Raw genomic sequence first — 15,726 nt, forward strand, 5'->3', positions numbered from 1 at the left:
TGATTATGTATTCTTATTGTGCATATTTTTTAAATATTGTACAAAAGGTCCATTTGTCACACAAAATTGAAACCTTCATATAATACATATAGAGTGTTTGTCGTCAGCATAGTAAATGGGAGAGGTATATGGATGCAGGAACATAGAACAGCCGATATTAGAGATTATCTATCTCTAAAGTATGATATAAATATCAATTTTATTACGCCTGTTAAAAATGTATTGAGGATAAATACAGAAAGTGGTGATAAATGCTTAAAGAGAGTAAAATACGGGAAGGGACACTTCCTCTTTATTTTATCTGCAATGAACCATTTATTAGAGCAAGGTTTCGAAAGTATAATTCCATTTATCCCCACCAACAAAGGAGAGCTTTTTATAGAATATGAAGGCTATTATTATTTTTTAACAGACTGGATTAAGAGCAGGGAATGCAATTATCAAAATCCTGTGGAGCTAAGATTGGCGGCAGTGACATTATCAAAGCTTCACAACGCCTCCCTTGATTATAAGCCTGTAAAGAATGCAGAACCGAGGATTTACTGGGGTAAATGGGTGGAAAAGTTTATGGCAAGAATGGATGAGATGCTTAGTTTCAGAAAGATAATAACAGCTAAGCCTAATCATACCTATTTTGATAAGATGTATCTTGAGTATTTTGATTATTTTTATTCTCAGGGCGCATCAGCCATAGAGCACCTAAAAAAAAGCAAGTATTTGGAACTGTCAAAAAAAGAGAGCATGAAAAAAGGATTTTGCCATCATGATTATGCTCATCATAACGTCCTCATAACCGATGACCTTAAAGCTTTTATAATCGATTTTGATTATTGCATATGTGATACCAGAATTCATGATCTCTCAAGCCTTATAATAAGGAATATGAAGCATGGTAACTGGAACATTGAAAGAGCACAGTATATTATTGACTGTTATTCCCGGTATGGATATTTGGAGGAAGAAGAAATACCGGTTATAAACGCATTTATGGAATTTCCACAGGATTTTTGGCAGGTAGGACTTCAATACTATGTTGAAAAGCAAAGATGGGAAGAAAATAATTTCAATAAAAGACTGGATAATGTTATTACTGATAAAATTGAGCGGCAACAGTTTCTTGATGAATTCAAAGATAGCATAGAAATTTGAGAATGGCATGGGGGGTATGACAATGAAGCTGCTTCAATATGAGGAAGAGGACTTTTTAAATGGATTAACGGCACTTATTGAGAATGAATACAATCTTGAAGTAAAAAAAATAGATGTAATGAACTGCGGCAATTATGTTTTGACTTCAAAAAAAGAAAAGATTCACGTTCTAAACCTGGATTGTACAGAATCACATCTGATATTCATAAATGGGATATACGATTATACACGTGAAAAGGGCTTCAAAAAAACAAATAAAATTTATGCCACCGCAAAGGGTAAGAAGTATATAAGCTTTAAAAACAGGTTTTATATGCTGTCTGCCTTTATAGAAGATGATTATCAAGGGAATTTTCCTCTGGAAGGAAATGAAATTAAATTTATTAAGACCATGGCGGAGTTTCATAAATGCTCCATGGGATACAGCCCTCCCCAAGGCGGCAGGTATAAATGCGACTGGGGCAAATGGATGGAAAAATATAAAAAGCAATACAGGTGCTTGAAAAGGTATAGGGAGCAATTGGAAAATAAAACAGGGCGATCTGATTTTGAAGAAAACTATATAAAATATTCACCTATGTTTTTGGAAAAGATGGATAAAGCAATAAAAATATTAAAGCAAAGTTCATATATAGATATTGTAGAGAAAAGCATGATAAGCCGCCAGATAGTATTGGGCAGCTTTAAACTGTCCAATTTTTATATAAAAAATTCCGACGTATATTTAAAAACCCTGAACAAATGCAGATATGATATCGTGGAAAGAGATATAGCGGATTTTTTGGAAAAGATAGCTGAGTATGATTATAAAAAAGGAATTAAACTCATAAAAAGCCTTATAAAAGAGTATGAGGATAAAAATTGCCTTGATTCAAACAGTATAAATATCATTAAAGCATTTTTGATTTTCCCCCAGGAAATAGAAAAGGTGTGCTCCAGGTTTTATAAAGGCAAGGATAAGTGGAGCGAAGAATTGTATTTAAAGAAATTATTATATGCCATAGATTTAGAGGATAGAAAGAGCAAGATTGCAGATGCACTGAGCTTTCAAAGCTTTAGTTGACTGGAGGTAGCTTATGGATTTATCAAGATACAGAGATAAAGCTTATCTTGTTACTTATGAACTTACAACGGATATATTCGAGTTATATGATATCAAAGTTGATGATATAGTACCAATAAGGTCCGTATATATTTTATATACAGATAAAGGCGTAAAAGTACTTAAAAAAATCAATTATTCTCTGCAGGAGCTGGAATTTACAAATTCGGTAACAGAGCATTTACTGGATAAGGGATATTCAAATATAGTCACTTACATGAATACCACTGACGGACGGTATTATGTAAAAAAATCCGATGGAATATATGTAGTGTTAAATCTTATAAAGTCAAGAGAGGCCGATTATCAAAACCCTTCGGATGTATCAAATGTATCCCGTGAATTGTGTATTTTTCATAAGTTTACCAGGGGAATGAAGGGTATTATGGAAAAGAGAAATAATCTCTTTAAGTGGATTCCCGACTTTGAGAAAAGGGCTTGCGATTTATTAAAATTTAAAGAGATAGCCCAGCTTCATGAAATAAAAACCGAATTTGACAAACTATATCTTGAAAACGTAGTCAGGTATTTGAATCAGGCCTCCCAATCCATAGAGCTCTTAAAATCATCAAAATATGAGGAGCTATGTAAAGAGACGGAGGAAATTAATAATATATGCCATCATAACCTGGCTCATCACAATGTAATGATTGATGACTGCAATAAAGTTTATTTTTCTGATTTTGATAATTGTATAAAGGATCTTAGGATACATGATGTGGCAAATATAATGGTAAAAGCCATTAAATACTTTAACTGGGATGTAAATACGGCACAGAGCATATTGGAAAATTACAGCAGCATAGATGCCTTAAGAAAGGAAGAAGTTGAGGTACTGTATGGATTCTTGACGTTTCCCCAGGATTTTTATGAGATAAGCATGCAATATTATATGAAGACCAAGAGATGGGATGAGGAGGATTTTTTATCCCGGCTGGTTCGAAAAGCAGGATATTATGAAGACAGGCTGAATTTCCTCGAGTATATAAAGTCGAAAGTTAAAACGGGTATATAACCCGTTATTTTTTTTTGTAAAATTAATCCATATGTGCAGGAAATTTGCTTATCATGTTGAATTTTAAATATTTGTAAGTGTCATATGAAGGGTGTGCAGCATATGGGATATTTGGAGATATCTAAACAGCAGTTGATCGATGAAATATACAAATTACAAAGACAGGTTACGGAACTGAGAGGAATCAAACAGCAGTACGAATGGCTAGAGTCGGAGCTATGCAATCACAGCATACTGCTAAAAGAGATAGCAAAAGCCAGTACCAGACTTTTAACTATTACCGACTTTTCTACGGCTATATCCGAAGTGCTCTCCATATTAGGAAATGCGACAAAGGTGGACCGTGTCTATATTTTTGAAAATTATACTGATAACAATTCGGGCCAGTGTTTTGCCCGCCAGAGGTTTGAATGGACATCGGGGCTTGTTGGAGCTAACACTAATGATATTGCCCATCAGAGGATTTTATACAATGTACCTATTTTGGAAAATTTATACACTGTATTGTCCGGCGGTGCAATTTACACAAGGCTTCGAAGCGAGTTTACTGAGATAGAAAAAACCAAGTTTGAAGGGCACAATATATTTTCTCTTATGATGGTGCCTATTTTTGTAGAAAAGGAGTTTTGGGGATTTATAGGATTTCATGATTGTGCAAGGGAGCGAATTTGGTCGGATGGTGAAAAATCAGCAATTATAACCATGGCAGCCAGCATAGGAGGCGCTGTAAGCCGTATGAGGGCTGAAGAAGAATTAGCCGAAGAAAAAGAATTGTATTCCGTAACTTTATATAGCATCGGAGACGGAGTTATAACAACAGATACAGAAGGAAAGATCATATTGATGAACAGGCGGGCTCAGGAATTAACGGGATGGTCACAGGAAGAGGCAATATTAAAACCCATTTCAAAGGTTTTTAATATCATTGATGAAAAAACCAGAAAACCCTATGAAAATCCTCTGCAAAAAGTGCTTATGCCCAGGCAAAGAGCCGGCTTTGAAAATCACACCATACTCATTGACAAGAATGGAGATGAATATTTTATATCAGACACCGGCGCCGTTATACATGATAATGATAATAATGTGATAGGAATAGTAATAGTCTTTCGTGATATAACAAGGAAGCTTCATATGGAAGAAGAGGTTATAAAGGCAGGTAAAATAGAGTCTATCGGAACTTTGGCCGGCGGTATTGCTCATGATTTTAATAATATACTGACAGCTATTATAGGGAATATTTCCCTTGCCATGATGCATTTTAAGGCAGGTAACAAAGAAAAAACGTTAGACAGGCTTGTTGATATTGAAAAGGCATCATTACAGGCAAAGGATTTGACACGGCAGCTTTTGACCTTTGCAAAAGGCGGAGAACCTATTGTTACCACATTGACCATAGGGAAAATATTAAAGGATACTATAAGCTTTACTTTAAGTGGTTCAAATGTTTTGGGTGAAGTTTTTGTTCCCGATGATTTATGGGCTGTTGAAGCAGATGAAAGTCAGATTAACCAGGTATTTAATAATTTGATTTTAAATGCCAAACAGGCCATGCCAAAGGGCGGCAAAATACAGGTTAAAGCTTATAATATAGAGGATGGATCATCGGCAATCCCTGTACTGGAAAACAGAAAATACATTCAAATTTCCATAGAAGATGAAGGAATCGGCATCCCTGAAAAAAATCTTAATAAAATTTTCGACCCATATTTCACTACCAAGCCTAATGGAAGCGGGTTGGGCCTTGCAACTGCTTATTCCATCATCAAAAGGCACAACGGGCATATAAGTGTGGAATCATGGGAAGGAAAGGGTACCAGATTTAATATATATCTGCCTGCGTCCACCGATATCGTTACGGAAGATAAAGTAGTTGAAGAGGATTATAGCTACAGCGGAAAGATACTAATAATGGACGACGAAAAGGCGGTAAGGGATGTAGTAGGAATGATGCTCAGCCATATAGGATATGATACCGAGTATGCAACGGACGGAGACGATGCCCTGAGAATTTACAAAGAGCATATTGAATATAAAAAGCCTTTTGATGCGGTTATAATGGATTTGACAATACCTGGAGGTATGGGAGGTCTTGATGCAATCAAATATTTTACTGAATTTGATCCGGATGTGAAAGCCATTGTATCAAGCGGATATTCAAACAGCGCGGTTATGGCAAATTACAGGGAATATGGTTTCAGCGGAGTTATAGCAAAGCCATATACCATTGAAGAGCTTGGAAAAGTGTTACAGGAGATAATAGGCAAAGGGCCTGTCGCATTTGAAACAACATAAATGAGCATCTGTGAGAGTTCTTTGCAAGCTCTTGGTGACTCTGCCGCAGAAAATACTTAGAATTTTAGATTGTTTGAACGGATGAAGTTTAAAAATTCTTGTATTTTCAAGGCAGGGAACCTTAGAACTTGTAGAACTTGAGCACAGTAAATGCAGTGTGTCAAATGCGACAGCCCGTTTTACCTTTTGCCAACCTGAATAAGAGTATCTAAAGTATTCTTAGCTGTTTGTTTCCAGGTATATTCCCTGCTTTTTCTAAAGCCTGACACAGCATAATGTTCCCATAGTTTACTATCATCCAGTATAATATGCATAGCTTCAGCTAATTCATCAAAATCATATGGATTGACTGACATTGCACATCCGTCAACAATTTCGGGAATGGAAGTAACATTAGAGGTTACAACGGGCGTGGCACAAGCCATAGCTTCTAAAGGCGGCAGGCCGAAACCTTCATAAAACGAGGGGTATACAAATAAATCCGCACCGTTATAAAAAAGAGGAAGATCATTTACCGGTATATATCCTGAAAATATAACATGGTCTTCAATGCCTAGTTTATTAACAAGCTCTTTATAGTCATCGTAGGACTTGCCCGGTTTTCCCCCTATCAATAATTTTCTGGGTTTAATAAGCTTTTTATATATTTTGTAATAGGCTTCAATCAGACCTTTTATGTTTTTCCTGGGGCTGAATCCACCGATATACAATATGAAATCATCATTTATACCGTATTTTCTTGTTAAAAGCTGTTTTGCCTTTTCCCTGTCCATAGGATAATATATATTTTCCGCTGCAAGATGGGTAACGAATATATTATTCGTGGGTATATTCAGGGTCTCAGCTATGTCTTTTTTAGAATATTCGGATACAGTTATTATTGCATCTGCCTTTTTTATTATGTCGGGCATTTTTTCTAAGAATATTTTAAGATAACTGGGCCCTACTGTTTCAGGGAGCTTATAAGGTATAACATCATGAAGGGTTATTACGTATGGGCATGTTTTTTTGTCGGGAAGCCCTATGCCGTTTTGGGGCACATGATATACCTCTATTTCCGTGTCAGTAAGTATATTAGGGATGTCAACTTCATCCCAAAAATTGTCTTTTCTCTCTTCATCTATAAGTTTGAAATTAAAGTTCCCTCCCGGATGTATATCTGAAAAATTTTCCTCGGGCCAAAATAACAGGTAGGAATTTTCACTATCAATGAGATTGAGGTTATAAATAAGCTGATAGGTATATGTTCCTATGCCCGTGCCCCTATACCATCTGGCAGCCCTGGCGTCTATGCCAATTTTCATTTTTCGCATCCTTTCATGGTAAGTTAAAAGAAATAATAGAAGTAATTTATTATATTAATAACAGCCTGATTTGGTTACACGGGAAAGGTTTCAGAATATTTTAAAAAATTGACAATAAATAAACTATATGATATTATTTCATTTAACAATATGTAAAGCGATGACGGATAGAAAACTATTCGCAGCAGTCACAGAGAGCCTGCAGGAGTTGAGAGCAGGCACTGACGGAATAGCAATAATCAATCCCGAGCTTGAAGGCTGAAATAAAGTAGGCTTTCACGTGTGGCGCCGTTACGTGCCAGGGTTTGTTTGAACCTGTATGAGGCTGCAGATACTGCGGCAAATAGAGTGGTACCGCGTTTAAAAGACGTCTCTATATGCGTAAGCATATAGAGTTTTTTTATACCCTGAATTTGCGGTAGCGACATGAAGTTCTAAGATAGGAGGGGTAGACTAACAGCATGATTAAAACAGGAGCAGAGATATTAATAGAATGCCTTAAGAATGAAGGTGTAGATATTGTGTTTGGTTATCCCGGCGGCCAGGTTATACCGCTTTATGATAAGCTGTATGATTCGGATTTAAGGCACATCCTGGTAAGACATGAGCAGGGGGCTGCCCATGCCGCTGACGGATATGCAAGAGTTACCGGGAAAGTGGGAGTATGTATTGCAACATCAGGGCCGGGAGCTACAAATCTCGTTACAGGTATTGCTACTGCTTATATGGATTCAATTCCCATTGTGGCAATAACAGGTCAGGTAAAATCCCATCTCTTAGGCAAGGATTCCTTCCAGGAAGCTGATATCGTTGGTATTACAATGCCCATTGTAAAACACAGCTATATAGTAAAGGATATAAAAGAACTTGCCGCGACAGTAAAGGAAGCTTTTTATATAGCAAGGACCGGAAGGCCGGGCCCTGTTATTATTGATGTACCCAGCGATATTCAGCTAAGCTCAATTGAATACAGCCCTCTCACTGAAATAAAAGTAAAGGGCTATTGCTATGATGATAATTTTATTAACGGCAATGTAGATGAGATGCTGGATTTAATCGGCAAAGCACAAAGGCCAATTATTGCAGCTGGCGGCGGAATAATCGCATCCGGGGCTCACAATGAGCTTTTAGAATTTGCTGAAAAGCTCAATATTCCTGTTGTTACCACTTTGATGGCAGTAGGAGCTTTTGATACGGATCATCCCCTGTGTCTTGGGATGCTAGGAATGCATGGTACGAGGTACGCAAATTATGCGGTATGCCAGTGCGACCTTTTTATAGCCATAGGAATGAGATTTGATGACAGAGTTACCGGAGATCCAGGCCAATTTGCCAAAGATGCTAAAAAAATTCAGATAGATATAGATGATGCGGAGATAGGTAAAATCGTACCCGTTGATATGGGTATTGTAGGTGATGCTGCTAAAATACTCGGTGAAGCTCTGAAAAGGTTAAGCTGTAACCCTGTAAATTCAGACAGGCGGGATTGGATAAACAGAGTACGCGAATTAAGGGAGGAATACCCCCTCAAATTTGAGGAAAGCGGCACTCTGAAACCTCAATACGTCATAAAAAGAATATACGAGCTGACGGAAGGCAAAGCCATAATTACAACCGATGTAGGCGAGCACCAGATGTGGGCTGCCCAGTACAATAAGAGTAAAATCCAGAGAAGCTTTTTAACCTCCGGAGGATTGGGTACCATGGGTTATGGTTTCCCGGCAGCAATAGGAGCCCAGGCGGCATTCCCGGGAAAAACCGTTATATGTATATCAGGTGACGGCAGCTTTCAGATGAACAGCCAGGAATTGATGACGGCGGTGCGCTATAACCTCCCTGTGATAATTGCCATAGTTAACAACGGATATTTAGGGATGGTAAGGCAGTGGCAGGAGCTTTTATATAATGAAAGGTATTCAGAAACTGATATAAAAGAGCAGCCTGATTTTGTTAAGTTGGCGGAAGCTTACGGGGCTGTGGGTATGAGGGTTACAAAAAAGGAAGAAGTGGATGACTGCATATTAAAAGCCATTAATTTAAGGAAAACTATTCTTATTGATTTTGTGGTCGACAGGTTTGAGAATGTATATCCTTTTGTACCTGCAGGCTCAACTCTTGACAATATGATAGGAGGTTAACAAATGAAGCATATACTTTCTGTGCTTGTCAATGATACACCGGGAGTTGTTACCAGGGTTTCGGCTTTGTTTTCAAAAAGAAATTACAATATAAAAAGCTTTGTAGGCTGTGAAACTCATATTCCCGGAACATCAACCCTTATAATAGTTGTCTATGGAGATGATGAAATAATAGAGCAGATTACAAAGCAGCTAAGAAAGCTCATTGATGTAATCGAAGTATCCGATATAACCCAGAAAAAACATGTATCAAGGGAATTGGTGCTCATTAGGGTAAAAGCAGATACAAAGGTTAGAAGTGAGATCATACAGATTGTTGATATCTTCAGGGCTAATATAGTGGATTTTCAGAATTCATCCCTGATGATAGAAGCCACAGGCGATGAAGATAAAATTGATGCTCTGGTGGAGGCATTAAAGTCTTTTGAGATTTTGGAAATTGTCAAAACAGGAGAAATTTCTATGGTAAGAAAAAATGTATAAACAGGATATATAAAAATATATCCTCACAATAAAAGGAGGAAAACACTATGGTAAAGATGTATTATGAAAGCGATGCAAACATTGAGTATTTGAAAGGCAAGAAAATAGCAGTCATGGGTTTTGGAAGCCAGGGCCATGCACAGGCTCTTAACCTTAAGGAAAGCGGTCTTGATGTAGTTATCGGATTGAGAGAAGGAAGCGCAAGGTGGCAGAAAGCAGTTGAATTTGGTTTTGAGGTTATGACTGTAGATAAGGCCAGCCAGGCTGCAGATGTTATACAGATGCTTCTTCCTGATGAAGCCCAGGCAAAGGTATATAAAGAGCAAATTGCGCCTTATATGACAGAAGGAAAGGCTATAATGTTCTCACATGGTTTTAATATCCATTTCAAACAAATAGTTCCGCCAAAAAACGTTGATGTGCTTATGGTGGCACCAAAAGGGCCGGGACATTTGGTAAGAAGAACATATACTCAGGGGCAGGGAGTTCCCGCGCTTATAGCTATTCATAATGATTATACAGGCCATGCGAAGGATATTGCTCTGGCTTATGCAAGAGGAATAGGCGCTGCAAGAGCAGGTGTTTTTGAAACAACATTCAAAGAAGAAACTGAAACCGACCTCTTTGGTGAACAGTCAGTACTTTGCGGCGGAGTTACAGAGCTCATGAAAGCAGGCTTTGATACTTTGGTTGAAGCAGGATATGCTCCTGAAATGGCATATTTTGAATGTATCCATGAAATGAAGCTTATCGTAGACTTGATTTATGAAGGCGGCTTCTCGAAGATGAGATATTCTGTAAGTGATACGGCAGAATACGGTGATTATGTAACAGGCAAGAGAATTATAACAGAAGAGACACGCAAGGAAATGAAAAAGGTTCTTACAGAAATTCAAAACGGTACATTCGCAAAGAACTGGATAGTTGAGAATATGTCAAACAGGGCTTTCTTCAACGCAGAAAAAGAGATACAGAAAAACCACCCTGTTGAAGAAGTAGGGACAAGAATAAGAAGTTATATACCATGGTTTAAAAAATAAATTTTATTTAGCAGATAATAAAAGCCATTTATCTTTATTATGATAGATGGCTCTTATTAATTGAGTGAGATTTTATTCAACAGGTATATATTTACAGAATATGTTATTAAACTATATAATATAAATAGGCGTGGTTTATAATGACATAATTGATATAAGGGGGATTTTAAAGTGGAATCTGAAGAGAAGTATAATGTTAAGGTTCTTGAAAAGACATTAAATATTCTCAAATGCTTTACTTCACTAAAACCGGAATGGACATTAAGTGATTTATGCAAGGAACTTAAAATGAATCGTACCACAATATACAGAATACTTACCACACTAAGTGCTCATGATTTTATTACGGTATCTGAGAAAAGTGGAAAGTATAAGCTGGGTTCTGTCTTTGTTGTCTTAGGTGCGACTGTATTAAGTGAAATGGATTTAAGAAAAAGTGCAGGATATCATTTGAAAAAGTTAAGCGAGATATCGGGAGAAACAGCACATCTGTGTATGTATTATAATATGACGGCAGTCAATATTGATATATATGACAGCCCACAGGAAAATAAGATTGCTCCTAGAATCGGCAAGGAATTATCCTTGCATGCAAGCTCTCCGGGAAAAATTTTTTTAGCCAACTTCTGTGATGATGACTTGGAAGAATATATTCAGAAGGGGCTGGCACCGTCTACTCAATATACATGTACATCACCGGATGAAATTAAAAAGATGGTAAAAAAAATCAGGCAGGAAAAGTTAGCCTATGATTTAAGGGAATCTACGGATGACCGTTCGGGTATATCAGCACCTATTTTTAATTATAAAAATCAGGTTATTGCAGCTATCGGTGCTGTAGGACCCTATGCCAGATTTGAAAAAAACCTCGAAACAATAGCAAAGCAAGTAAAAAACAGCGCCCACAGTATTTCAAAAGAGATGGGATATATGGGAGAATTTTAAGGCGTTACTCACAGACGGCTATATGTCTGTCTAGGCCTCCTTTTGGGAGTATTATATATTCGATGACTTTAAAGCCGCAGGAAAGTATTATATTTTGTATATCCCTGCTGCTTAATATAACTGCTCTTTTACACAAGTCTCTGGCATTTCCTATTATGCTGTCATACTTATCGCTTCCTTTTTTTGATAGTACCCCATAAGGAAGGTCTATAACAGAAACATCATACATGCCCTTGATGTGTGACGCATCAAGGCATGTGACTTTGCTTTCAAATCCAAAATGCACTAAATTCAAATTAGCATTGTTTACTACTATTTCGTTTATATCGTAGCCTTCTGCATCTATTCCCATATCTAAAGCTTCCAAAAGGACGGTCCCAACGCCGCAGCAGGGATCTACAAGTTTTATATCTGTTGAATTGCAGGCTGCGATATTAACTAATGCTCTTGCCATCCTTGAAGGCAGGGCATTACAGAAAGTATGGGGTTTTTTATTGAATATAAGCCATCTGTTCGGTGATTTTTCAACAAATTCGCCAAAGAGCCATTTTTGATCAATGCGGGTAACAATAAAATCAGTAAGAGGGTTCTTAAGGTCCGGAGCGGTTAGAAATAAGTCGGAAATCTCTCTTTCTACCCTTTTTCTTTCATGAAAATCAATATGCTCATGGACATTTATAAACCGTACTCTGAATCTTTCTCTGCTTAGATTCAATTTTTCAATTTTTTTATATAAATTATTAAGGCTATAATCCTCGGCATGGATATCAACACTGAAATCGATATAAGCTGCCCTTTTCAAATCTGTGTAGTTTGGACTTATTGCATAGCTTTTATCAGTTTTAGTACCTGTCAGCATCAGGCACTCAAGCTCAGCGATTTTTTCCTGATTTGAAGGTTTGCTAAGAATATACAAATACATTAAATCATCTCCGTTTAAGGTAGGGGGAAGGTAAGGAGACACTTCCCCTCTTTTTGGGTTACATCATGGGGGAGTCGGGGTAAATGCCCCCAACGTATTAAGGCGACACATCTCCTTTAATTAGTAGCAAGTCTGGGGCAGATTTAAGATATGTCCCCAACGTATGGGACACTTCCTCATTAATATTATTATACACTATTTAACCGGACAATAAAAAAAGGTGCTTTAAGCACCTTGAATTTCTAAAAATATATTAAGCAACCTTTTCTGGTCCTCAATTTAAGTTAAACTCAAATAACAATATCATTTTTAAAAAAATATCATTAAGAGGGGAAAAGGTTGCGTTTTTTAATGTCCGTCTGATTGGTATAAAACTTTATTTTCATAAACGATTATACTAAGGTTTATTATTGATTTCAATGGGTTGATGCACAAAATTACACATTAAGCAATATTTTCATATGACAGAAAAAGTATTACAATATAAAAATTTCGAATTTTAGAACCTGAGGTCATACCATAATAATATGGCACATAACATATTACATGGGGGTGGTTTTATGTTCTGGGAAAAGGAGATAGCAAAACAATTTAATCTCCAGCTTGAGAGCATATCTCCCACTAGGGGAGTGTACCTAATAAAGACAAATAAAGGTACAAAATGCTTAAAGAGATTAAATTACGGAGTACAGAAGCTTTTGTTCATCTATGGAGCAAAGGAACATTTGATTAAAAATGGATTCCCCAATGTGGACAGATATATGCTGGCATGTGATGGAAACCCTTATGTAGAGTACGGTGACGATTTGTATGTGATTACTGAATGGATTGACGGCAGAGAATGCAATTTCAGGGACGCCCATGAGACCAAAAAGGCTGCGTCCGCCATGGCTAAGCTTCATGAGGCGTCAAAAGGCTATGAGGTCATTGATGGTGCAAAGCTGAAGTCGGATTTAGGGAGATGGCATCATCTCATGGTTAAAAGGCGAGACGGGCTTAAGAAGATGAAATCAATGGCGGAAGGTAAACTTGACAAATCGGAGTTTGACCGTCTTTTTATAGAACATGTTGAGCTTTATGTGGGTATTGCCAATGAAGCAATAGACACATTGGAGAGATCTAAGTACGATGATGTTGTGAAGGACACATTGCTCAAGAAAAGTTTTTGCCATCATGATTATACTTATCACAATATAATATTTGATAAAAAGGATGAATTGCATGTAATAGATTTTGATTACTGTAAATATGAAATACGTGCATATGATATAGCCAGCTTTTTAATAAAAGTATTGAAAAGAAATGATTGGAATTTTGACATTTGCATTGATTTGATGAATGAATATGACAATGCAAGCACTATCAGCGATGAGGAGTATATGGTAATACTTGCATTTTTGAAATTCCCCCAAAGGCTATGGAGGCTGGCAAACCGATATTATTATAATGAATCAAATTGGCCTGATCACACCTTCTTAAGGAAGATAAGGGAGATTATTGAAGAGAAGGACCCCTTTATAGATTTTGTCGGACAGTTTGAAGATAAGTATGTAAGATGAAACTATGAGCATCATAGCCCTTGGATAAAGGGGTGATGCTCATTTGCCGTTATTGGGCTATTTTAAATTTCATCCGGGATGGTTTTTCAAGGCTTCCGCCGCTATTGGATTTCACATCCCTTCCTATAATCAAATAATAGACGTCTCCCTTCCTATACAAATCTTCTGCAATAACCTTTACGGAATTGTGGATATCATCGTATTCCAGAGTGATGTTTTGTGAAGTGCCTGAAGAGTCTGCAACATAAATACTGTTCAAAGAATCCGTTATGGTGCTTTTATCAAGAGCCATATTAAAATTGATTGTCCATATTTTATCCGAAGGTACGCCCTCCTTTGATTCAAGCTCGTTATAGGGGACATTAGGAGTATTAAATATATTATAAAGGCTGTCCCATATTTTTTCATTTCCAATGCCAATTCTCCATACAGTTATTCCTGAGAGATTATATTTTAAAACCAGTGTATAAAACTTATCATATATCGTTTCAGGAGTTTCATAATAATATTCTGTCTTTTTAACCCCGGTACCTGGGTCGCCCGGGATAGTTTTTTTGTATGTAACTGACTGATATTTATATAGGTCTGATGTGATGATGTATTCAACATCACCTTTTGCATCCTCAATTTCCTTATATGCAGGCCTTATATGTTCGTAGTAAATATAGCTTCCAGTGCTATTTTGGAACTCTTTTTCAATCCATCCGTTTGTTTCGATGGTAGCACCCAGTAAAATTTTTTGAGGGTTATAATTCTCTCCAAATTCATTTATTAAAAGCTCCGTAAGCCTGTTCAGACTGTAATCAATCTTATCAAAAGGCTGGCACTCCGGTATATCAACAGCTTTTATTTTTCCGGTAAGTTCTGAAATACCATCCGATTCCTCATATTCGGTATAGTGCACATGAGGATATGTAAGCAGGATTATGGAATCTGCAATACTGTATATATGCTTGTAATCATAGCCGTCATAATTTTCGGGAACATTTACACATACGGAAAGCTTCTTATCCTGCAGCCTGCTCTTTAAAAAGGTCAGAAAATTATTATATTTTTCTTTCAATCTATCGTTTACTGATTCGGAATAATTCGAATCGGAAAACTTGTCCAAAAATCCCTCAAAGTCCAGTACAACGCCGTCGAAATTGTACTTATGTATCATCTCTATCATAGGATTAATTATATAATCTTCCCACTCCTCATCTTTCATGTTCAAAAATTCCAGAGCGCTATTTTTGCCGTCATTATACTTCTGGGTGCTGAAAAAAACCATCAAAAGATTATTGGAGATAGGATAAAGGTCTTTATGTATCTCATTGGGAAATCCTTCATCTGCAGGAGTTGGCAGAGAATATTCATTATATGAATCGTATACACTTAAGTTCTTTTTTTCACTGGTGAAAACCATTCTATTATTGGAATCTCTGGCAATCCGTGCCCATCCATAATACATATAATTTGCAGTACCCAGAGCGTCTTTAATATCCATATACTCTTCATAACTTTTAATTGCATAAAAAGGATTTACACTGTACGCAAGAGCCGAAGCCGGAGTATTAGCAGATAAAGAAACAAGGATACAGATAAAAAGAATTAAACCCTTTCTCACTTAAGGCAGCCCCCCATAAATAAACTAAGAATGAATTGCTGTATATAATATTTATTTCTACACCTAAACAAGAATATCCTCCTTATTTATGCTGCGGCATTATAATATTTAAACTGACCTGATTTAGCCCATGCACAATACTTTTGTCAACTTCATAGTATATAA

12 protein-coding genes and 1 other annotated feature are annotated in these 15,726 nt (G+C 36.9%); of the genes, 9 read left to right on the forward strand and 3 right to left on the reverse strand.

The features are described from left to right. The first annotated feature begins 132 nt into the window (after window positions 1-132). The 4 genes from OXPF_RS08110 (at window position 133) to OXPF_RS08125 (ending at window position 5,561) form a co-directional block, all read left to right on the forward strand. The gene (locus OXPF_RS08110) at window positions 133-1,149 is read left to right on the forward strand and encodes a CotS family spore coat protein (RefSeq protein WP_054874705.1); all 1,017 of its coding nucleotides are present in this window, start codon (window positions 133-135) and stop codon (window positions 1,147-1,149) included. A 22-nt stretch (window positions 1,150-1,171) separates the two neighbouring features. Next, window positions 1,172-2,212 (forward strand): protein kinase family protein, encoded by a 1,041-nt coding sequence (locus OXPF_RS08115; RefSeq protein WP_054874706.1) that lies wholly within the window; start codon window positions 1,172-1,174, stop codon window positions 2,210-2,212. Window positions 2,213-2,225: 13 nt separating this feature from the next. Beyond that, the gene (locus OXPF_RS08120; protein ID WP_054874707.1) at window positions 2,226-3,266 is read left to right on the forward strand and encodes a CotS family spore coat protein; all 1,041 of its coding nucleotides are present in this window, start codon (window positions 2,226-2,228) and stop codon (window positions 3,264-3,266) included. A 102-nt stretch (window positions 3,267-3,368) separates the two neighbouring features. Further along, the gene (locus tag OXPF_RS08125; RefSeq protein ID WP_054874708.1) at window positions 3,369-5,561 is read left to right on the forward strand and encodes a hybrid sensor histidine kinase/response regulator; all 2,193 of its coding nucleotides are present in this window, start codon (window positions 3,369-3,371) and stop codon (window positions 5,559-5,561) included. Between the two features lie 179 nt (window positions 5,562-5,740). Here the strand turns inward: OXPF_RS08125 and OXPF_RS08130 are convergent, their stop codons facing one another. Next, window positions 5,741-6,865 (reverse strand): glycosyltransferase family 4 protein, encoded by a 1,125-nt coding sequence (locus tag OXPF_RS08130; RefSeq protein ID WP_054874709.1) that lies wholly within the window; start codon window positions 6,863-6,865, stop codon window positions 5,741-5,743. A gap of 151 nt (window positions 6,866-7,016) precedes the next feature. Then, window positions 7,017-7,243: a binding site (T-box leader), on the forward strand. Window positions 7,244-7,326: 83 nt separating this feature from the next. Between OXPF_RS08130 and ilvB the strand changes: the two genes are divergently transcribed. The 4 genes from ilvB to OXPF_RS08150 all read left to right on the forward strand — a co-directional run bounded on the left by ilvB (window position 7,327) and on the right by OXPF_RS08150 (window position 11,471). Beyond that, window positions 7,327-9,003 (forward strand): biosynthetic-type acetolactate synthase large subunit, encoded by a 1,677-nt coding sequence (gene ilvB, locus OXPF_RS08135; protein ID WP_054874710.1) that lies wholly within the window; start codon window positions 7,327-7,329, stop codon window positions 9,001-9,003. Window positions 9,004-9,006: 3 nt separating this feature from the next. Then, window positions 9,007-9,486, forward strand: coding sequence for an acetolactate synthase small subunit (gene ilvN / locus OXPF_RS08140; protein WP_054874711.1), 480 nt, complete (start codon window positions 9,007-9,009; stop codon window positions 9,484-9,486). Between the two features lie 47 nt (window positions 9,487-9,533). Next, the gene (gene ilvC, locus OXPF_RS08145) at window positions 9,534-10,526 is read left to right on the forward strand and encodes a ketol-acid reductoisomerase (protein WP_054874712.1); all 993 of its coding nucleotides are present in this window, start codon (window positions 9,534-9,536) and stop codon (window positions 10,524-10,526) included. A gap of 171 nt (window positions 10,527-10,697) precedes the next feature. Further along, window positions 10,698-11,471, forward strand: coding sequence for an IclR family transcriptional regulator (locus OXPF_RS08150; RefSeq protein ID WP_054874713.1), 774 nt, complete (start codon window positions 10,698-10,700; stop codon window positions 11,469-11,471). 4 nt (window positions 11,472-11,475) lie between these two features. On the opposite strand, the gene OXPF_RS08155 is transcribed toward OXPF_RS08150, so the two are convergent. Further along, window positions 11,476-12,393: a TRM11 family SAM-dependent methyltransferase gene (locus OXPF_RS08155; RefSeq protein ID WP_152967724.1), complete on the reverse strand. Its 918-nt coding sequence runs from the start codon at window positions 12,391-12,393 to the stop codon at window positions 11,476-11,478. A 560-nt stretch (window positions 12,394-12,953) separates the two neighbouring features. Between OXPF_RS08155 and OXPF_RS08160 the strand changes: the two genes are divergently transcribed. Next, window positions 12,954-13,952: a CotS family spore coat protein gene (locus OXPF_RS08160; RefSeq protein ID WP_054874715.1), complete on the forward strand. Its 999-nt coding sequence runs from the start codon at window positions 12,954-12,956 to the stop codon at window positions 13,950-13,952. A gap of 49 nt (window positions 13,953-14,001) precedes the next feature. On the opposite strand, the gene OXPF_RS08165 is transcribed toward OXPF_RS08160, so the two are convergent. Continuing rightward, a complete protein-coding gene (locus OXPF_RS08165; protein ID WP_054874716.1) occupies window positions 14,002-15,561 on the reverse strand; it encodes a glycosyl hydrolase family 18 protein in 1,560 nt (519 codons plus the stop codon). Between the last annotated feature and the right edge of the window lie 165 nt (window positions 15,562-15,726).

The organism is Oxobacter pfennigii, from assembly GCF_001317355.1.
GTDB lineage: Bacteria > Bacillota > Clostridia > Clostridiales > Oxobacteraceae > Oxobacter > Oxobacter pfennigii.